Here is a 19,822-nt window from a genome sequence, read left to right on the forward strand (position 1 = left end):
AGCGATCGCCGTGAAGCAACCTGGCGCCCTTCGAATGACGCCCGGCTGTCTGGCCGGGAAATCAAGGTCAAATTTCGTTCTGTATTCCACCGAAACGACATATTGAAATGGGCGCCATGAAACGCATCGCCATTTACAATTTTTCCGACAGCGACGGCATTGTGGATGCTTTCATCCCGAATATGCTCGCCAAATTGCGCCCTTTTGTGGATCGGATCGTCTTCGTCGCGCTGTATAAGCTTTCCGACGCCGGCCTCGCCTCCGTCGAAAAACTGGTCGACGACCTGGTCCGTTGCGAGCATGGCGGCTTTGTCGTCAATGGCTATGCCGCCGGCCTTGAGGCTGTCGGCTGGGAGGAAATCCGACGTCAGGACGAAGTGTTGTTTCTGGACGACTCTTTCTTCGGGCCGCTTTATCCCTTCGCCGAGCTCTTCGGCGAGATGGACAAGCGGGGCAGCGATTTCTGGGGCCTCGTCGCGCGCAACGGCGGCAATGACAACCCCTTCGACCCGAGCCAGAAGGTGCCTCCGCATCTGCGCCTGCAATTCCTCGGCGTCCGCCGCAAGATGCTCGCGAGTTCGACCTTCGAGGACTTTTGGCGCGATCTGCCCGCCTTGAGGACCTACGACGACTATATTCAATTCTGCGAATTCAGGTTCACAGACCATTTCACCGGGGCAGGCTTCAAGTCAGACACCTATCTTGACGGTTCAGGATATGATTCCCACGATCCGCTGATCGGATACGCCAGCGATCTCGTCGCGCGGCGCTGCCCGATTCTGGTTCGAGAACTGTTCACCATGCCGCCGAGCGCGCTCGAGGCCGAGGCTATCGACGTCCGCGGCGCGCTGCGCCTCGCCGAGAAGGAGGGCGAGTTCGATACCGGACTGGTCTGGAAGACCATGACGCGGATCGGCCAGGCGCGAACCTATAGCACCAACGCCAATCTTCTCCGCATCTTTCCCGATCATTGCGACCGGCCGGCGTCGGAGCTCGCCGCCATCGGCAAGATCGCGGTCTGCGTTCATATGTATTATGTCGACATGCTCGACGAGATCCTCGATCTGGCCTCGAATATTCCGCTGCCTTTCGATTTTCTCGCCACCACCGACACGGAGAAGAAAAAGAACGAGATCGAAGCCGCGCTTGCCGGCCATCCGCGCATCGGCAAGACCGTCGTGCGGGTCATGGATGAGAATCGCGGGCGCGACATGTCCGCTCTGTTCATCTGCTTCCGCGACATTTTCCTGACTGACGAATATGAGATCGTTTGCCGCCTGCACACCAAGAAGACGCCGCAGGTCGACGCCGCGCGCGGGCAATTGTTCAAGCTTCATATGTTCGAGAATGTCCTCAACAGCCCGGGATATGTCGGCAATGTCATCGACATGTTCCTGCGTCATCCAACGGTCGGCGTGGCGACGCCGCCGGTCGTGCATATTTCGTTCCCGACGCTGGGGCATTCCTGGTTCGTGAACAAGCCGAAAGTGGCAAAACTGGCTCAAGACCTGGGCCTGAAAGTCCAGCTCGACGATCACACGCCCGTCGCGGTTTATGGCACCATGTTCTGGTTCCGGCCGAAGGCGCTCCGTCCGCTGTTCGCGCGCAAATGGAAATTCTCGGAGTTCAACGCCGAGCCGCACCATGTCGATGGCGGCCTCGCCCATGTTCTGGAGCGCACTATTTGTTATGTCGCGCAGAACGAGGGCTATACGACGCAGCCGATCATGTGCGTCAAACAGGCAGAAGAGAATTACAACTGGCTTGAATTCAAATATGCGCAGATCATGTCGTATATGCCATGGGGGGATCTCCGTGTATCCTCCCAGATGCTCTCCCTATGGAAGCAGAGTGGCTATCTGCCCGTAATGCGGCAGATGTCGTTGCGCGAAGCCTGCTACCAGTTCTTCCTTGCCCTGAAGCGTGAGGTCGGGCTGAGCTGAGCCGACGCCTCGGTAAGGGCTTGCGTCCCCCTTGCTGGGACGCCCGCCCGTCAGGGCCTGGCGCTTTTCAGATTGACGCGCTTGAGGCTGAGCGTTCCCTCGCCGCCGACCGTGAAGTCGATCCGGTCATCGTCGACCTTCGCAGGCAGCATATAATAAAGGTCGTTCGCGCCTTTATAAAGCTCTTCATAGACCTGGAACGTCTTGCCGCCGACCCGATAGTCGACGCGCACATAGCCATAGGCGGTCGCCTCGCCTTGCAGGCGCAGCACGCGATCGCTGGCGCCCGGGCCGATATCCTTCGTCCATTGCGCGTCGCCGCCGCGAATCGGCTTGCCGCCGCCGCTGACGCGCAATCCGCTCGCGGCGGCCGTGTCGGGAGTCCAGGACGCCTCATCGAGGACGCGCAGGTTCTCGTAACGGTCGATGCTCGCCCAGTAGTAGGTGTTGCCGAGCGGAACGTTGAAGTAGCGCTCAGTCATGATGTAGATCACGACGTCGGGACGATATTTCTCAACAGCCGGAATGAAATTGATCTGGTCGCTCGAATATTGGGTCCGGTGATGGTTGAGCTGGACCGTTTGGCTGAACGAGGCCTGCAGGAAAGGCGAAAGCGCGTCGCCCATCGAGTCGCGCAGGACCAGGGCCTTGAGCCCCGACGTCGCGGCCGGATTGCGGGTGATGCGGGGCAGGTCGAGGAGGCCTGTCCGGGTCGCGCCCGCGACAACCGTCGCGGCGCCATTCGCATCAATGATTTCGAAATCCGGGAAGGGCTTGTCGAGGATATAGCGATCCCAGGGATTGGGCGCGTCGATGCCGAGCATCGACCGGTATTCGCTGGAATAATCAGCAAGATGCTCGATGCCCTTGAGGTCGTCGGCGCCGAAGGGCTGGAAGCCGGGAAGTTTGTTTTGCAGTTCCGCAGCGACCTTCCGCCAGGCGATCCAGGCGCCATAATCGGTCCAGTGGCTGTTCATTGGCGAATAGACGCGCCCGGTCGCCTTGGCGTCACGCAGTTGCGGTCGCACGTCGACCAGCGGCAGTTGGCGCGGAACCGCCAGCACGCGGTCGAAGCTGCTCGGCGTGGACAGGCCACGCTGCGACCAGCGCGGCAGGTTTTCGGGATAGATGCTGCCTTGCGACGGCGCAACAATGAAGACCATGGGTATGCCGCGGGCGGCGAGCCAACGGCTCTGCGCGTCGAGCGTCATCGCCCAATAGTCCGTCTCCTGGGTGTTGAGCACCTTTCTGCGTATTGTCTGGGAGAAGCTGTTGTCCTGGCTGTCGCCCAGGAAGATCCAGCCGTTGCGCCCGACGACGCCGATGCTTTGATTGGCCGAGGTCCGCAAGCGATAGAGCGCGGTATTATAAATTGAGACGCCTCCGTTCCAAAGCGGCGTCGACTTCCTCAACGTCTCGAGCGCTGCGGCGCGCGTGTCCCGATTGGTCAGTTTCTCGACCAGCTCAAAGCTGAGCTTCGGCGACATCGAGACCGCCGCCATCGGCGCGAAACAGGCCAGAAGAAAGGCGGCCACGACGCCGGAGCGCAGGATGTTCATGATGGGCGCCGAATCGGCGTTCGGCATGGGCTGAATGCTGATCGACATGTCAGAACCGGAAATAGAGGAACGGGCTGTAGGCGCCGGATAGAACCTTCATGCATGCGATGATGAAGAGCCCCCCGATGACCGGCACGCCAAGGGCGAGCGCGCCGCGCTCCGAAAGGCGCTCGCGGATCGCGCCATGGATCGGCGTGCTGAGAACGACGGCGACCGCCAGGGTGATCCAGGCCACGGGCGACGCGAACTCGCCGACGACATGCTCCGCCGATGTCTTCCCCAGCAGGAGCATGCGCTTGAACATGCCAGCGGCGATGCCGAAATTATCGGCGCGAAACAGGACCCAGCCGAACAGGACGACCAGCAGCGCATAGACGCGCCGCATGAAGTAGGGGACGCGCCATTCCTCGGGCGGGAATCGCCGTTCCAGGATCATGAAGAGGCCGTGCCACACGCCCCAGGCCATGAAGGTCCATGACGCGCCATGCCAGAAGCCAGTCAGGACGAAAACGGCGAAGAGATTGACATAGGTGCGAATGCTGCCCGCGCGATTGCCGCCGAGGGGCAGGTAGACGTAATCGCGGAACCAGCGCGACAGCGTCATGTGCCAGCGCCGCCAGAACTCGCGAATCGAGCTCGAAACATAGGGATGCGCGAAATTTTCCGGATAGTGGAAGCCCATCACCAGGCCGAGGCCGATGGCCATGTCCGAATAGGCGGAAAAATCGAAATAGATCTGCAGCGAATAGCAGACGGCGCCGAACCAGGCCGAGCCGGACGTCAGGGTCGAAGTGTCGGTCGAGAAAATGGCGTCGGCGCAGGCCGCCAGCGTGTCGGCGATAAGGACCTTCTTGACGAAACCGACGACGAAACGCCTGACACCTTCGAGCGCGAGCTGGGAGCCGACCTTGCGCTGCCCCATTTCGCCCGAGACTTCGGCATAGCGCACGATCGGTCCGGCGATGAGTTGGGGGAACAGGATCTTGTATGTCCCGAACTTGAGCAGACTTCGGGTCGCGCGGACGTCGCCGCGATAGACATCGACCAGATAGGAAATGCCCTGGAACGTGAAAAAGCTGACCCCGAGCGGCAGGACCTGTTTCAGAAGGTCGATCGGATGGTCATAATGGACCGCCTTAAACAGCGAGTTCAGATTTGCAATGAAGAAATCTACATATTTGAAATAGAGAAGGACGCCGAGATTGAACAGGACGCCAAGCGTCAGCACCGGAACGGTGAGCGGATGGCGCGTCGGCCGGTCGCCGTCCTTGCCCCGAGCCAGCAAATCGATGGCCACGGCGAAGGAGTAATTGCAAACGATCGAAAGCAGCAGGACCCATACGTAATCTGGCTCGCCGTAGTAATAGAATCCCAGGCTCGCAAGGAAGATGAACAAATTCTTAAATGTGGGCGCGATGATCCCATAAAATAAAAGGAAAAGCGGCAGGAAGCCGAAAATGAAAAGGGGATCTGAAAAGACCATGGCCACATTTTGGTTGGTCCCAGGGAATAAGCGCAGGGCTCTTCCCCGGGGCGGCCGCAGATTTCTCCCGGCTGCAATCTGACGCAAAAGCGAACGAGCGAAAACGTGCTGACTGTGGCGGCGCCGTTTGTCAAGCTGAAGACCGTGCGAATCACTCGATGCAACGATTTCTCTTCATAGGGCGAAGCGCGAATGGTCCCGCCGACGGATGGGGCGTAAAATGGCGCCCCCCACGCCCTGGGCGTACGAATGGCTCCGGCGCTCCCAATGGAACATTAGAATGCTTTCGCCGCGGCCGTTTTCGCTAGGGCGTTTCCCTGAAAATGTCTTCCTGCCCAATGACTTGGTGTAGCGACGATTCGCTTGACCTCAGCGGGCGTCGTCGGATGGACGGCCGGGACGACTAGACTTCAGTAGAATGGAGCCTCTGTCGCCGGGGGAAAACTTGCTGCGACTGCTCAATTTTCCTTGCCTGGCGTTGCGGCTGATGCTTACCTAACGTTAATCAGTCGTTCGCTAAGCATTGTAAAATTGCGTGGTGTGATCCACCCAATTTTAGCACGCTGATGCCAATGTGCTGACGCAGGGGAAGTGCGGCAAGTGGGGGCGGTGCTGTTGAACGACGAAGCGCTGGAAAGCGCGACGACGACTTCGGTCGGTCGCGGGTTATATCTTCTGCGGTATGTTTCCGGCGCGGTTTCCGGTCGCTCTCCCGTCGCCATTGTGCGCCCTGCGCCGGGAAGCGAGCCTTTTATCGAGGTCATCTCCGCGCCGGGCGTCGTTTCCGGATTTCTTGCTCGCCCCGGGGATTGCCTGGTCGTGCGCGCGGAGCAGCCGGGCAGCCTTTCGGTGAAGCTGATTCGGCAAAACTCCGGCGAATCAATCGACGCCACCCTTCGTCTCGAGCCCATCGCTGTTGACGCCTCCGTTGCCCCGACTCCGGCGCGCGCCGTGGAGCCCGCGCCTTTGCGGCGGGAGGCTGAGAGCGGGATTCAGCTTCGCCTTTGCGGCCATGTCGCGCGTAGGGGCGATGTCGAGGTTTCCGCCGCGCAATGGGTCGCCGGTCCGGGCGCTCCCGCTGCGATCGAGGGAATCGAAATTCGCGGCGCGTTCCCGGCGGGCGTGCGAATCGAGACGCAGGCGCTTGTCGCCACCAATCCTCCGCGCTGGCTTGACTGGGCGTCGGCCGGCGCATTCGCCGGCACGCGCGGGCGCGCGATGCCGCTCGCCGGACTTCGCCTCAGGCTGGCAGGGGAGGCCGCGTCGCGATACGTCCTTCGCGCGGATGCGCTCTTCCTGGGATCTGCGATCGTCACCAGGCGGGGGCGGGAAGTCGAACTCGTCGGCTCCGGCGCGGCGGATCCGCTCGTCGGCTTCCGTCTGGATATCGAACCGGCGTCGCCCGTCGTCGCCGACAGCGCCCCGCCGCTGTCGGCAGGCGCGGCGAATAGCGCTGTCACGGAAAAACAAGCGGCGTCCCGGGTCAGAGTTTTCCGGTCGTCGTCACACGCTTAGTGGGTTCGGTCTCTTGCTGAATCCCGTCTTGCATTCGGAATTATGGGGCTTTTGATATGGCGACTTATGACCTGACCAATGCGCAGCTTACGGCTACTTTGGGTTCGCTCAAGACGCCGGCCGAAAGCGCGCGGGTCATCGATTCCTTGACGCGCGCCGGGCTTTTGCCGAGCGGGGCCGGCACGATTCACACGACGATCGAGACAGCGCCCGGGACCTACACCCTGAATTATACCGGGGGCCTGTTCCTTTACGCGGGCGCTGACGGCACTACGGCGACCGTCGACGACGCCGGCGGCAATCTTCTGGCCGATCCTGGTTCCATCAATTACATCGGTTCTGGCAATGACACGCTCGTTGGCGGCGATGGCGCCCTGACCTTGTCCGTCGCGCAGGGAAACAATCTTCTGGAAGCCGGCTCCGGCGCGAACACCCTGATCGGCGGCTCCGGCAATGACCAGCTTTTGGGCGGCGGCCAGTCTTACCTGATCGCGACGACCGGCAATGCGACGCTTCAGGGCGGCCGTTCCGCCGGCGCGCACGAAACTCTCGCTGGCGGTTCGGGCGCCGACGTGCTGTCGGTTTATTATGGCGACAACCTCCTCATCGGCGGTTCCGGCGCGAATACGCTTTACGGCGGTTCCGGCAATGATACGCTCTGGGGCGGCGGCAACAGCTATATGCTCGCGACGACCGGCAATACGACGCTTCAGGGCGGCTTCTCATCGACATCGCACGATACTTTGGCTGGCGGTTCGGGCGCCGACGTGCTGCTGGTTTCTTCTGGCGACAACCTCCTCGCCGGCGGTTCGGGCGCGAGCGTTCTCTTTGGCGGCGCCGGCAACGACACGCTGTGGGGCGGCGGTCAGTCCTATATGCTGGCGACGAGCGGCAATACGACGATCCAGGGCGGCTTCTCCTCGACTTCGCATGACACTTTGGTCGGCGGCTCGGGTCCTGATCTGCTCGCTGTCTATTCCGGCGACAATCTGCTCGCCGCCAATACGGGCGCCAACACCCTTTACGGCGGCTCCGGCGCCGATACGCTTTGGGGCAGTTCGGTCAATAGTCATTCCTATATGGCTGCGACCAACGGCAATTCGACGATCCAGGGCGGCATTTCCACCACTTCGCATGACACGATCATCGGCGGTTCGGGCCACGATCTGCTGACGTCCTATTATGGCTCCAACCTGATCATCGGCGGTTCGGGCGTGGACACGGTCTATGGCGGCGCTGGTTCCGACACGCTCTGGGGTGGCGGTCAGTCCTATGTGGCCGCCGGCAGCGGCAACACCACGATCCAGGGCGGCTTTACGGCCGGCGCGCACGATACCCTGGTGGGCGGCTCAGGTTCGGATCTGGTGCAGGTCTTCCAGGGCAATAACCTCCTCGTCGGGAGCGCGGGCAACGACACGCTCTATTCGGGCGCGGGCAATGACACGATCTATGGCGGCACGGGCAACGAAGTTGTCCGCCTCGGCAGCGGCAACGCCTTCTTCCAGGGCGGATCGGGCTCCGACACGGTCTACACCGGCACGGGCAATTCGACCGTCTACGGCGGCAATTCGACCAAGGTTCTCGAGTCGAATTCGCAGGCGAACATCGCCTCCCAGAATGTCTCGGGCGGCGTCACGACGATCACCTTCAACAATGGTCAGACCCTGACCTCCGCTCATACGACGATCACCTTCTCCAACGGCGGCACGATCACGACCTGATCCGCCTGCTCGGCGCAGCGGAACAGGCACGCTGCGTTTCGATCGACAAGCATTTCGCGGCCCCGAAGCCTGCTTCGGGGCCGCGGCCGCGCCGGCGGGCGCCGGCGGCGGCGTTCCGCCGCGGACGAATTCTTTTCACTTCGAAAGCGTCTGTGTTATCCGGGACAATTGCGGCGCCGATTTCCGGGGCTTGATCATGGCCGGATATGAACATCCTTTTTGTCCATAACAATTTTCCGGCGCAGTTCCGCAATCTGGCGAGCGAGCTGGCAAGCCGCCCGGACAATCGCGTTGCGGCGATCGGCGCGCAGACGGCGCAGCCCTTGCCGAACGTCAATTTGCTCCGCTACCGCATGCCGGCCTTCGACGTCATGCCTACCCATCCCTTCGCCCGCCGCTTCGACGTCGAGTGCCGCCGGGCCACAGAAGTTCTTTACGCCCTCAGCGAATTGCGCTCGTCGGGTTTCGAGCCGGATCTGATCGTCGGCCATTGCGGCTGGGGCGAGACGCTGCCGTTGCGAACCATGTTTCCGCGGGCGAAAATCGCGACCTATTGCGAGTATTACTACCGGCCCGAGGGACAGGATGTTCATTTCGACCCGGAGGGTCCTGAACTTGGCCTCGACGGGCTCGTCGGCCTTCATTGCAAGAACGCCTCGACGCTGCTCGCTCTGGCCGAATCAGATATCGGGCTGTCGCCGACGGAATGGCAGCGCCAGACCTACCCGCCAGAATTCCAGGGCAAGATCCACGTCGTGCACGAGGGCGTCGATGGCGAGCGCCTGAGGCCCGATCCGAAGGCGCAATTCGCGATACCGGGTGGCCCAGTTCTGCGCAAAGGCGGGGAAATCGTGACATACGTGGCCCGCAACCTCGAGCCCATGCGCGGGTTTCACGTTTTCATGCGGTCACTTCCTCGCCTCCTGGCCGCCCGGCCCAACGCCCAGGTCGTGATCGTCGGCGGCGAGGGCGTATCCTATGGCGAGTCCGCCCCCGCAGGCCGGACCTGGAAGGCGATCTGTATGGAAGAAATCGCCTCGTCCGCGGATTTGACCCGGGTGCATTTCCTGCCTCCGCAGCCCTACGACGATTTCGTGCGTCTGCTTCAGGTCTCGCGGGTCCATACCTATCTCACCGTGCCCTTCGTGCTGTCCTGGTCGCTCGTGGAGGCGATGGCTTTGGGCTGCGCCATCGTTGCGTCCGACACAGAGCCGGTGCGCGAGGCGATCGCGCATGGCGTGAGCGGCGTCCTGACGCCCTTCCTCGATTCCGACGCATTGGCGGACAGGCTGAGCGAACTGCTGGCGTCCAAGCGGGCGCGTCTGGCCGCGCTCGGCGAAGCCGCCCGCGCCACGGCCTTGTCGCGATACGACAAGCGCGTGTGTCTGGAGCGCGCGCTTGAACTGCTGGGCGTCACGACGGGGTCGGGGGCGGAAGCCATCGCGCCGCGCTCGGCGCGCGGGTGATTTGAATTTCGTGCCGTTCCGGTCGAGAATGATTTCCGGCTGGCTGCGCGTTGGAGAAAGCTGAAGGGCGAGGAATGAGCGGAAACACCAGAAAGCGCGTTTTGAACGCCGGCGCCGGCGCCCCGGATGGGGCGGCGATTCATCCGGTTTTCGACATGCGGGATTGGGCGGAAACGCGCCTCGACATCGAGCCCTCGTCCCGGCCCGATATCGTCGGGTCGGTTGTCGACATGCGGTCCCAGGTCGCCGATGGCGCATTCGACGCGCTCTATTCCTCGCACACCATCGAGCATCTTTACGCGCATGAGGTGATCCCCGCCTTTCATGAGTTCCGGCGCGTCATCCGGCCGGACGGCTTCGCCTTGCTGACCTGTCCGAACCTCGTTTCGGCGGCGCGCTTCATGCTGGAACATGGGGCGGAAGCGGTCGCCTATATTTCTCCGGCGGGGCCGATCCGGCCCATCGACATCTTGTTCGGCCATAGCGAATCGATCGCGCAGGGCCATCATTACATGGCGCACCGGACGGGCTTCGACCCGCAACGACTGGGCCGCATCGCGATTTCGGCGGGCTTCGCCGAGGTGCGCATGATCGAGGGCGATTGCTTCGACCTCTGGGCGCTGCTTCTCGGGCCGTTGGCGTCGATCGAGCAGATCAGGCCCATGTTCGCGGGTTCGCGCCTCGAGGGATTGTGCGCGCCGCGCTCGGCGTCGCATTCCACCGACGCTCCGGCGTTCGCGGGCGCGCCCGCCGGCGCAGGTTATTGACGCAGCCGAGGCGCTTCGGCGTTCGCCGCGGCGATGCATGAGCTTCCGCCGCGAGGGAATCATTGAACCGAGACGCCATGCTCGCCGATCCGGATCGCCATTTCGGGGCTCTGGCCTTGCTGGCTGCCGAAAACCTGGAACGGGGCGATGACGCTGCCGCCTTCCGATACGCGGACCGCCTTTGCCGGCGGCCGCAGCCGGCGGCGCGCGATTATCTCCTGCGCTCTGAGGCGTCCCGGCGCATGGGTTTTGCCGACGAGGCCGTCCTCGATCTCGCCCGCGCGCTCGAACGTGATCCGACCGATAGCGCTGTCCTTCACGTCGCGCTGAACTGGGGAAGCGCCGAGCAGAAGCGCGCGGCGGCGCGTCTGATTGAGGCCGAGGAGTATGATCTTCTGTCGGCGCCCCGGCGGCGCGCCGAGGCTTTGCGCGCGGCTCCAGCTGCTTTGGGCCGAGGAAATCCGGCAGAATTATCGGTCATTGTGCCGGTCTTTGAAGGCTACGACGCGACGCGCGCCTGTTTCGAGGCTCTGTTCGCAAAGGGCCAGAAGGCGCCCCTGCGGATCGTCGCCGTCGACGACGCCAGCCCCAACGCGCCGCTGCGCGCATGGCTGGATCAGCAGGCCGCCGCCGGGCGGATCATCCTGCTTCGCAACGAGGCCAACCGGGGCTTCGCGGCCTCGGTCAATCGCGCGCTGGCGCTCTGTCCCGCTGGCGACGTTATCCTGCTCAATGCCGACGCACTGCCGCCGCCGGCCAGCCTCGCGCGCCTGTCGGAGGTCGCGCATTCGGCGCCCGGGATCGGAACCATCACGCCGCTCTCGAACAATGGCGAATACGCCAGCTTTCCCGCGCCGAATGTCGTCAATCCGCTCCCGACGGCGGCGGAGGTCGCCCGCCTCGACCGTCTCGCGCAAAAAGCCAATGGCTCGGATTTCGTCGATCTGCCGAACGGGATCGGCTTCTGCCTCTATATCACGCGCGCCTGTCTCGACGCCGTCGGCGCCTTGCCGGAGATTTACGGGCGCGGCTATGGCGAAGACATCGAGTTTTGCCTGCGCGCGCGGGAACAGGGTTTTCGCAATGTCTGCGCGACCGGAATCTATGTCGGCCACGCCGGTGGGCGCTCTTTCGGCCCGGAAAAGCGCAGGCTGGTGATGCGCAATCTTGCGCTGCTGGAGCGGCGCTTTCCGGGCTATCGGCTGGAATCGGCGAGCTTTCTCGAGGCCGATCCGCTGCGCGCCGCGCGCGCCGCCATCGAAACCCTGTCGCCCGTTGCGGGCGAGACGGTCCTGCTTGTCTGCGCGGAGGGCGCCTCGCATTTTATGGCGCGGGAGCGCGCGAGAGAGCTGGCGGGCGAGACCGGAGCGGGGCCTCTGCTCTGCGCCTGGGCGCCGGGCGGCCGCGTCGCCTTGCGCGGCGCTGGCGAAGAAGCGCCGCAGTCGCTCGGCTTCAAAATCGACGTCCCGGCAGGGCTCCGGGCGCTGTCAGGCTATCTGCGCGCGAGCGGGATCGTGCGGATCGAATTGTTTGATCCGCTGGCCCTGCCGCTTCCGCTGCTGCGGGCCTTGTTTCGTCTTGGCGCGCCGGTCGATCTGGCCGGCGGCGACCTTGAATGGGCCGTCGCGCCGGCAACGCCCTTCGGCGGCCCCTGCCGGACGCCGGACGAGGCCAGTCCCTGTCCGACCTGCGCCGATGGCGCCTTTCTGGCGGGGGGCGAAGACGAAACACTGAGCAAGCGTCCGAGCCCGCAGCGAAAGCTTCTTGCGCAAGCGCGGGCGATCCGCCCGCTGGATCGCATGGCCGAATCCTGGGCTCGGCGCATGTTTGGCGTGTCCTGCGTCGCGGTGGAGGCCGCGCCGGACGTCGTCCCGGCGCCCCATGCGCGCCATGTTCCCGGCGTTCTGGCCGTAATCCTGCCCTTGCCGGACGCGCAGGCGGACCGGCTTCTGGTCGCGCTTGGCCGCGCCTTGGCCAGGCGCGACTCGACCGCGCGAGTCGTGGCGCTGGGCTCCTGTGTCGATGATTTCGCCGTCATGGCGTCCGGCAATGTCTTCGTTGCCGGCGCGGTCGAGACAGGCGAATATGAGCGCCTGTTGCGCCAATATGAAGTTTCCGCCGTGATGACTCCCTATCGCACGCGTCTTTTTGGCCGGGCCGACCGGCTCTCGCGCCGTTTCGGGCTGCCGCAGGCGTTTTTCGACCTCTCCATGGGCGAACTGCCTCGGGGCGCCGGCGATCTCGCGCTCGATCCGCGCTTTTGCGACGCCAAGGCCGCCGCCCAAATCGCCGACTGGTTTTGCGCGCGCGCGGCTGGATCGGCTTCATCATGAGCGGGACCGCGCGTGTCAGCGGGACGGGCGCCGCCCTCCGCTCCCGGACGGTGAGGACGGGCGAGGGTCAGGTCGCGGGCCATATCGTCGATCCTCACGCGCCTGAGCGCCGCTTCGTGGTGGAGTTGCTGCTCGACGGCTATCCGGCCGCCCTGGGCCGCGCCGATCATTACGATCCCGATCTTGCGCGTGAAGGCTTTGGGGACGGCTGCTACGGCTTCGTCTTTTCCATCGCGCCAGCAGCCCTGCAATGCGCGCGGCGGGTCGAAATCCGCCTCGCCAATAGCGGCGAGATCGTCGGCGAGCCTTTGTTCGTGAAATCTTCGCCGCAGGCGGACGGCAATCTCCTGCCGGGCGAGGCGCGCTGGGAGAGCGGCCTGCGTTTCACCGGCTGGGTTGCTGGCGATCCGGCGTGCGCGCCGCGCGTTCGCGCCTTGGTGGACGGCGAATTGGCGGCCGAAGGACTGGCGACGCGCTGGACCCATGTCGGCGACGGCGCGAATGTTCGCGCCTTTCGCCGCTTCGACCTGCATTTGCCTTTGCGCTTCGCCGATGGCCGCGCCCATGCCGCGACCATCGTGAATGAAGAGGGCATGGAGCTGTCCGGCAGCCCCTGCGCCTTCGCCGCCTTTCCGGACGGACTGGCGCGCTTTTTCGAAACGCGCGCCGAGATCGAATCGGAACGCCCGCGCGGCGCGCTTCTCGATCGTCTGGCGCCGCAATCCCTGCCTTTCGTCCTGTTCGAGGACTGGCGCCGCGCCTTTCCGCCGCCGGCGCCTGCAGCCACCAAACGGCCGAAAGTCGCCGTCGCCCTGATCGGCGACGCCGGGATCGAGGCAAGCGTCGCCAGCCTCGAAGCGCAGCAGGACTGCGACTGGGTCGCCGGCGCGTTGGAAGGCGGCGCGGAGCCGGCCGGTTTCGACTCTCGTCTCCTGCAGCAATTCCTCGACGGCGAGGCCAGGGATTGTCCGGTCGTGGTCTTCGCCCCCTCCGGCTCCGTCCTGCAGCCGCGGGCGCTCGCCCTGCTGGCGGCGGCGCTTGACGCCTTTCCGGCGGCGTCGCTGGCCTATGCGGATGTCACGATCCCTCAGTCAGACGGCTCGGAATGGCCTTTGGCCCTGCCGGCCTTCGATTATGAAGCAATGCTCGAACAGGGCTGCGGCGCGCTGTTCTTCGCGGCGCGCGCGGATCATGTCCGCGCGGCGGCCAAGGCGGGCGCGGCGGACCTGTTCCAGCTGTTTTTCCACGGTCAGGAGCGGCGCAGAAGCCTCGGCTTGCGCGGCGGCAGGCCGCAAGGGGAGGCGCCGGTCCATCAGCCGGGCTTTCTGGCGCGCCTGCCGGATTTCGACTTCGCCGCTCTGTCCGAGCCGCTGAAGCGCGCCGTCGAAGCGCATCTTTCGGCGCGCGGAATGTCGGCGCGACTCACGCCCGGGTTCGGCGCGCTGCTGCCCTCGGTGCGGGTGGCGCGCGCGCCGCCGCGCGGGCAGGTTTCGATTCTCGTTCCGACCCGCGACCGCGCCGACCTGCTGGCGGGCTGTTTCGATGCGCTCGCGCGCACCGTCAATCTGGCCCGCCACGAGCTGATCATCCTCGACAATGATTCGGTCGAGGCGGAGTTTCTGGCCCTGTTCGAGCGGATCGCGGCGCGCGGCGGGCGGATCATTCACGTTCCTGGCCCATTCAACCATTCCCGCATGATCAACAAGGGCGCCTCGGCGGCACACGGGGAATTCCTTCTTCTGCTCGACAATGACGTCGAGGCGCGGGAGCCCGGCTGGCTCGACGAGATGCTCGGCCGCATCGCCGAGCCGGACGTCGGCGCCGTGGGCGGGATGCTGATCCGGCCGAGCGGAATCGTTCAGCATGGCGGCGTCGTGCTCGGATCGAATTTCGCCGCCGCCACTGCGTTCGGCGACTGTGTCGAAAGCGATACTGGCTATGCCGATTGGCTCGCTGCGGCGCATGAATGCAGCGCCGTCACAGGGGCCTGCCTGCTCACGGACAAATGGCTTTTCCAGCAATCCGGGGGGTTCGACGACGCGCATTTTCCGCTTGCCTATAATGAGGTCGACTATTGCCTGAAATTGCGGGCGAAAGGGCTGCGGGTCGTCATGACGCCCCATGCGCGTCTGCTGCATCGGGAATCCGGCGCGCGCGGCCTGCGCGCCGACGCGACCGAGCGGTTTCCGCGCGAAACCCGCCATCTGCGCGCAGCCTGGCGCGACGCGCTGCTGGCCGATCCTGCCTATAACCCCATGCTTTCGCTGGGCAGCACGCCTTTTTCCGCTCTGGCCTGGCCGCCGCGCCTGGCGGAGCCGCGCCAGCCTTCCATCAAGCCGCCGCATCCAATTCCGCCGGGCTTCTGACGCGCGCCGCTGTCACGCGATTGTCATGCGGTCGCGTTAGGCGGAAGGAAAATGGGTTTGCGTCTTGTCCGATCCTTCCGCGCTCTTTGATGAAATCGACCGCCTTCGGGCGCAATTGCGCATCGATGCGGCGCGTCAGCTGGACAAATGGCAGGCGTGGCGGCTCGAACCCGATTTTGCCGCCTCCGCGACGAATCTCGCCGCCTATCTCGCCTTGCGCCATTACGATCTCCGCTCCGTCCAGCGCGATCTGATGGCGCTGGGACTTTCCTCGCTCGGGCGTCTGGAAAGCCGCGTGCTGCCTACACTCGACTCCGTCGCGGCGGCGCTGGCGGCGCTCGCCGGGCGGGAGCGGATTGTCGGGCCGGACGAGGCGGCGTTTTTCGCCGGCGAGCTTGAGCTGCTTGGCCGCAGCCGCAATTTGTTCGGCGAGCCTGCCGGCGAAAGGTTGACCTCGCTGCTGGTCACCTGTCCCTCCACCGCCGCCGATGATCGCAGCTTCATGCTCGGTCTGGCGGAGAAGGGCGTCGAGGCGGTGCGGATCAATTGCGCCCATGACGACGCCGACAAATGGGCGCGGATGATCGAGCACGTCCATTCGGCTGGCGAGCGCACGGGCCGTCGCATGCGCATCTTCATGGATCTCGCCGGCCCCAAGGTGCGCACCGGCGCCGTCGCCGCGCTGCGTCATGACAAACATGCCGCGTTCGACGATCTGATCGCAGTGACCGAGCCCGGCGAATTGCGCCGCGTCGGCAAGAAGGACGCCGGTTTCGCGGTCGAGTGCACCCTGCCGGAAGCCATCGAGGCCTCGCGGCCCGGCGACCGCCTGTCGATTGACGATGGCAAGCTGGAAGCGAAGATCGAGCGCGTCGACGACGGCTTCTTCATCGCCCGCGTCGTGCGGTGCGACGCGGAGGGCTATAAGTTCAAGTCCGAGAAAGGGCTGAATTTCCCCGACGCGGAACTCGCCATTCCGGCGCTCACGGCCAAGGACCGCGAGGATCTGCGCTTCGTCGCGGCCCGTGCCGACGCCATCGATTTTTCCTTCGTGCAGAGCGTGGACGACATTGAAAGCCTGCAAGACGCGCTGGAAGAGGTCCGGCCCGGCGACTGGAGCCAGATTCCTCTGGTGCTGAAAATCGAGACGCCGCGCGCCGTGCGCAATCTGCCGGAACTGATCGTGCGCGCCGCCGCGCGCCAGCCCGCCGCTGTGATGATCGCGCGCGGAGACCTCGCCATCGAAATGGGCTTCACCCGCCTGGCCGAGATGCAGGAAGAGATCCTGTGGATCGCGGAAGCAGCGCGAATCCCGGTGATCTGGGCGACGCAGGTGATGGAGAACCTGGTCAAGACCGGAGCCTTTTCGCGCGGGGAAATGACCGACGCCGCCATGGCCGCGCGTGCAGAATGCGTGATGCTCAACAAGGGCCCGCATCTGATGAAGGCGCTCGGCGAGTTGACCCGGCTGCTGGGCCGGATGGACGTGCATATCCACAAGAAAACGCCGCAGATGCGCCGCCTGACGAGTTGGTGAGGCATCTGCTCGCGTGCATTTGCGCAAGCACGCCCTGTTGAAACGCTTCGCGTGGAGAGCTTGTTTCGGCGTCGCTCGACTCCTACCTCGGAAGGGCTCCTTTTTTCACTTTCCCTCCTGACAGGACCGCCCCGCCATGTTCACCGTCAAAGGCTTCGCCGCGCAATCCGCCACGGCTCCGCTCGCCCCTTTCAGCTTCGAGCGCCGCGACCCCGGCCCCGATGACGTCCAGATTGACATTCTTTATTGCGGCGTCTGCCATTCCGACCTGCATCAGGCGCGCAACGACTGGAGCAATTCGCTTTATCCGATGGTGCCGGGACATGAGATCGTCGGGAGGGTGGTCAAGGTCGGCGCTCATGTGAGCCGGTTCAAGGCCGGCGATCTCGCCGCTGTGGGCTGCATGGTCGATTCCTGCCGCCATTGCGCGCCCTGCGAGGCTGGTCTGGAACAATATTGCGCCGAAGGCTTCACGGGGACCTATAATTCGCGCGAGCGCGGCACGAAGAACCTCACCTTCGGAGGCTATTCCGAGCAAGTCGTGGTCGAGCAGCGCTTCGTCGCCAGAGTGCCGGAAAATCTCGACCTCAAGGCCGTCGCGCCGCTGCTTTGCGCGGGCATCACGACTTACTCGCCGCTGCGCCACTGGAAGGTCGGGCCGGGGCAAAAGGTTGGAATCGTCGGTCTGGGCGGCCTCGGCCATATGGGCGTGAAACTCGCCAAGGCCATGGGCGCGCATGTGGTCATGATCACGACCTCGCCGGAGAAGGGCAAGGACGCCTTGCGCCTCGGCGCCGACGAGGTGCTGGTGTCGCGCGACGAAGCCGCCATGAAAAAGGCCCGTGGAACCTTCGATTTCCTGCTTAACACCATTCCCGTCGGCCACGACATCAACCCCTATCTCGGCCTGCTGAAGCTCGACGGCGCCATGGCGCTGGTCGGCGCGCTGACCGCGCTGGAGCCGCCGCTGCAGGGGATCAATCTGATCGGCGGGCGGAAGACGGTCGCCGGCTCGCTGATCGGCGGCATGCCGGAAACGCAGGAAATGCTCGATTTCTGCGGCAAGCATAATATTGTCAGCGATATCGAGATGATCCGCATCGACGAGATCAACGAGGCCTATGAGCGGATGCTGAAAAATGACGTGCGTTATCGCTTCGTCATAGATATGGCTTCGCTCAAGGCGGCCTGAACCGTCGGGACAAGCAGGGGGATGAAATGCTGTCGCTGGAGCCTTCGTCCTACCTGCTGCTGCTGATCGATTTCCAGACCCGGCTCGCGCCGGCGATCGAGGGCGCGGCGGCGGCCATCGACAATGCGCGGCGGCTGGCTGAAGGCGCGGCGCTGCTGGGCGCGACGATTGTCGCCACCGAGCAAAATCCCGAGAAGCTTGGCCTGACCGCGCCCGAACTCGCCGGGCGCGCCTCGCAGACCGTGAGCAAGATGAGTTTCGACGCCTCGGCGGCGCCCGGCTTTCCGAACCATTTGCTCGACGGAAGGCCCGTGATCGTCACGGGATTTGAAACCCATGTCTGCGTGCTGCAGACGGTTCTGGCCTTGCTGGGCGAGGGGATTCAGGTTTTTGTGGTCGCTGACGCGGTCGGCTCGCGCCGCGCCGAAAACAAGGCGGCGGCGCTGCATCGCATGGAGCGTTACGGCGCGGAAATCGTGACAACGGAAATGGTGCTGTTCGAATGGCTCGGCTCCGCCGACCATCCGCATTTCCGCGATATTTCCCGCCTTGTGAAATGATGCCATCGGCCTTTGCAAAGGACCGATGACATCCGCGCCGACTGACGCCGGCGGACGCCTTTGTTTCCGGCGTGTCGGAAACAAAGGCGAACAATATGAAAACGCGGCGCCTGAGCGTCGCCCGATCCTTATATTACTGGCAGGCGTCCCAGAAGCCGGCGCGGCGCGACGGGTCCGTGTAATACCAGCACAGGCCTGGTCCCGGCGGGCGGCTGGAGACATAGGCCGCTGCGGCCGCCGCCGACAGCACGCCGATGGCCGCGCCCGCCGCGATGGCGCCGCCGGGCGCCCAGCCATAACCCGGACGCCGCCAGGCGCCGTAATAGCCGGGCCGACCATAAACGCCGGGGCGGCCATAGACTCCGCCCGGACGACCGTAAACTCCAGGGCGACCATAGACTCCGCCGGGGCGGCCGTAGACGCCGCCGGGACGACCATAGGCGCCGGGCCGGCCATAGGCTCCGGGCGCGCGGTGAACGCCGCCGGCGGGCCCACGGTGGACGCCGCCGCGGAAAGCGAGCGTCACCGGCGTGGGAGCGACCGGCGGGGCGATGGTCATGGCGAAAGCCGCTGTCGCGTCGATCAGGATCGCGAGCGTGCCGGCGAGTGCGGCGACCGAGCGAATTCGACTCAGGATCATGTTGTTTCTCCTTGTTCGGCGCCGCCGTGATTGAGGCCGCCGCCTTTTGCCGTCGGCCGGCTTGCGATCTCGATCACAAGCTGAACCGTTCAGCGTGGGCGAAGGTTCCCAGGCCTGCGCGGCCCTTCGCGGCTGCTGAAACAGAACGGGCGGCGTTTAGGAAACGCCGCCCGTGCAAATCCAAGCCTTGCGGAAAGGATCACATGGACAGGCTGAAGCCGCTCAGGCCGGCGTTGGCCTCAAAGCCCGCCTGCATGCCCTGCAATTCGAGAATGACGCCATTGGAATTCTGCATCCGCATGACGCGCGCGCCGCCCGCGACCGCGATGCCAGCGCCGACGGCGGTGAAGGTCCCGACGATGTCGGACGGCTGATTGATGTTGCGGGCGGTGCCGACGAGCGTGCCGCCGGAGGCGCCGATCGTGCCGACGGTGATGCCGCCGATGCGCAGCGGATAGGTGTGACCCTGGAAGGTCAGAGTGCCGCTGCCGCCGCCGAGGCCGACGATGAAGCCGGCGTTGGCCATGCGGAGGCGCACCTTGCCGGAACCGGCGAAAGCCGGGGCGCTCGCAGCCAGGAAAGCGGCGGCCAGAGCAGCGGAAGCGGTCTTGATGATGTGACGACGATTGAACATATGGGCCTCCGTCTCGTGGCGCTGTTTTTGAAAGAAGCGTTTTCGAGAGCTGAAAATTGGCGGGCGCGCGGAAAAGCCTTGAATGAAAGGCGATTCGTCGCGGATC

General features: G+C 64.4%; 14 protein-coding genes. 10 read left to right on the top strand and 4 right to left on the bottom strand.

Translation table 11 applies throughout. The features are described from left to right. Window positions 1–116 precede the first annotated feature (116 nt). Window positions 117–1,943 carry a rhamnan synthesis F family protein gene (locus QM467_RS18475; protein WP_283367809.1) on the top strand — a complete coding sequence of 609 codons (1,827 nt, stop codon included), beginning with the start codon at window positions 117–119 and terminating at the stop codon, window positions 1,941–1,943. 50 nt (window positions 1,944–1,993) lie between these two features. On the opposite strand, the gene QM467_RS18480 is transcribed toward QM467_RS18475, so the two are convergent. Beyond that, on the bottom strand, window positions 1,994–3,550 hold the full coding sequence (locus QM467_RS18480; protein WP_283367810.1) for an alginate O-acetyltransferase AlgX-related protein: 1,557 nt from the start codon (window positions 3,548–3,550) through the stop codon (window positions 1,994–1,996). Between the two features lies 1 nt (window position 3,551). Continuing rightward, entirely contained in the window at window positions 3,552–4,985 is a 1,434-nt protein-coding gene (locus QM467_RS18485; RefSeq protein WP_283367811.1) for an MBOAT family O-acyltransferase, read from the bottom strand. A gap of 615 nt (window positions 4,986–5,600) precedes the next feature. Between QM467_RS18485 and QM467_RS18490 the strand changes: the two genes are divergently transcribed. The 9 genes from QM467_RS18490 to QM467_RS18530 all read left to right on the top strand — a co-directional run bounded on the left by QM467_RS18490 (window position 5,601) and on the right by QM467_RS18530 (window position 18,442). Beyond that, window positions 5,601–6,500: a hypothetical protein gene (locus QM467_RS18490; RefSeq protein WP_283367812.1), complete on the top strand. Its 900-nt coding sequence runs from the start codon at window positions 5,601–5,603 to the stop codon at window positions 6,498–6,500. A 56-nt stretch (window positions 6,501–6,556) separates the two neighbouring features. Further along, window positions 6,557–8,221 (top strand): beta strand repeat-containing protein, encoded by a 1,665-nt coding sequence (locus QM467_RS18495; protein ID WP_283367813.1) that lies wholly within the window; start codon window positions 6,557–6,559, stop codon window positions 8,219–8,221. 206 nt (window positions 8,222–8,427) lie between these two features. Next, window positions 8,428–9,687 carry a glycosyltransferase gene (locus QM467_RS18500; protein ID WP_283367814.1) on the top strand — a complete coding sequence of 420 codons (1,260 nt, stop codon included), beginning with the start codon at window positions 8,428–8,430 and terminating at the stop codon, window positions 9,685–9,687. A 74-nt stretch (window positions 9,688–9,761) separates the two neighbouring features. Beyond that, the gene (locus QM467_RS18505; protein WP_283367815.1) at window positions 9,762–10,454 is read left to right on the top strand and encodes a class I SAM-dependent methyltransferase; all 693 of its coding nucleotides are present in this window, start codon (window positions 9,762–9,764) and stop codon (window positions 10,452–10,454) included. A gap of 62 nt (window positions 10,455–10,516) precedes the next feature. Next, window positions 10,517–12,787: a glycosyltransferase family 2 protein gene (locus tag QM467_RS18510; protein ID WP_283367816.1), complete on the top strand. Its 2,271-nt coding sequence runs from the start codon at window positions 10,517–10,519 to the stop codon at window positions 12,785–12,787. After that, window positions 12,784–15,153, top strand: coding sequence for a glycosyltransferase family 2 protein (locus QM467_RS18515; RefSeq protein ID WP_283367817.1), 2,370 nt, complete (start codon window positions 12,784–12,786; stop codon window positions 15,151–15,153). Before QM467_RS18510 ends, QM467_RS18515 begins: the two co-directional genes overlap by 4 nt. Before the next feature lie 64 nt (window positions 15,154–15,217). After that, window positions 15,218–16,690 carry a pyruvate kinase gene (locus tag QM467_RS18520; protein WP_283367818.1) on the top strand — a complete coding sequence of 491 codons (1,473 nt, stop codon included), beginning with the start codon at window positions 15,218–15,220 and terminating at the stop codon, window positions 16,688–16,690. A 136-nt stretch (window positions 16,691–16,826) separates the two neighbouring features. After that, on the top strand, window positions 16,827–17,882 hold the full coding sequence (locus tag QM467_RS18525; RefSeq protein ID WP_283367819.1) for an NAD(P)-dependent alcohol dehydrogenase: 1,056 nt from the start codon (window positions 16,827–16,829) through the stop codon (window positions 17,880–17,882). 26 nt (window positions 17,883–17,908) lie between these two features. Further along, entirely contained in the window at window positions 17,909–18,442 is a 534-nt protein-coding gene (locus QM467_RS18530; RefSeq protein ID WP_283367820.1) for an isochorismatase family protein, read from the top strand. A gap of 133 nt (window positions 18,443–18,575) precedes the next feature. Here QM467_RS18530 and QM467_RS18535 read toward each other — a convergent pair whose 3' ends face one another. Further along, entirely contained in the window at window positions 18,576–19,082 is a 507-nt protein-coding gene (locus tag QM467_RS18535; protein WP_283367821.1) for a hypothetical protein, read from the bottom strand. A 199-nt stretch (window positions 19,083–19,281) separates the two neighbouring features. Beyond that, window positions 19,282–19,716: a hypothetical protein gene (locus QM467_RS18540; RefSeq protein WP_283367822.1), complete on the bottom strand. Its 435-nt coding sequence runs from the start codon at window positions 19,714–19,716 to the stop codon at window positions 19,282–19,284. Between the last annotated feature and the right edge of the window lie 106 nt (window positions 19,717–19,822).

This window comes from Rhodoblastus sp. 17X3 (assembly GCF_030056575.1).
In the GTDB taxonomy this organism is placed as follows: Bacteria; Pseudomonadota; Alphaproteobacteria; order Rhizobiales; family Beijerinckiaceae; genus Rhodoblastus.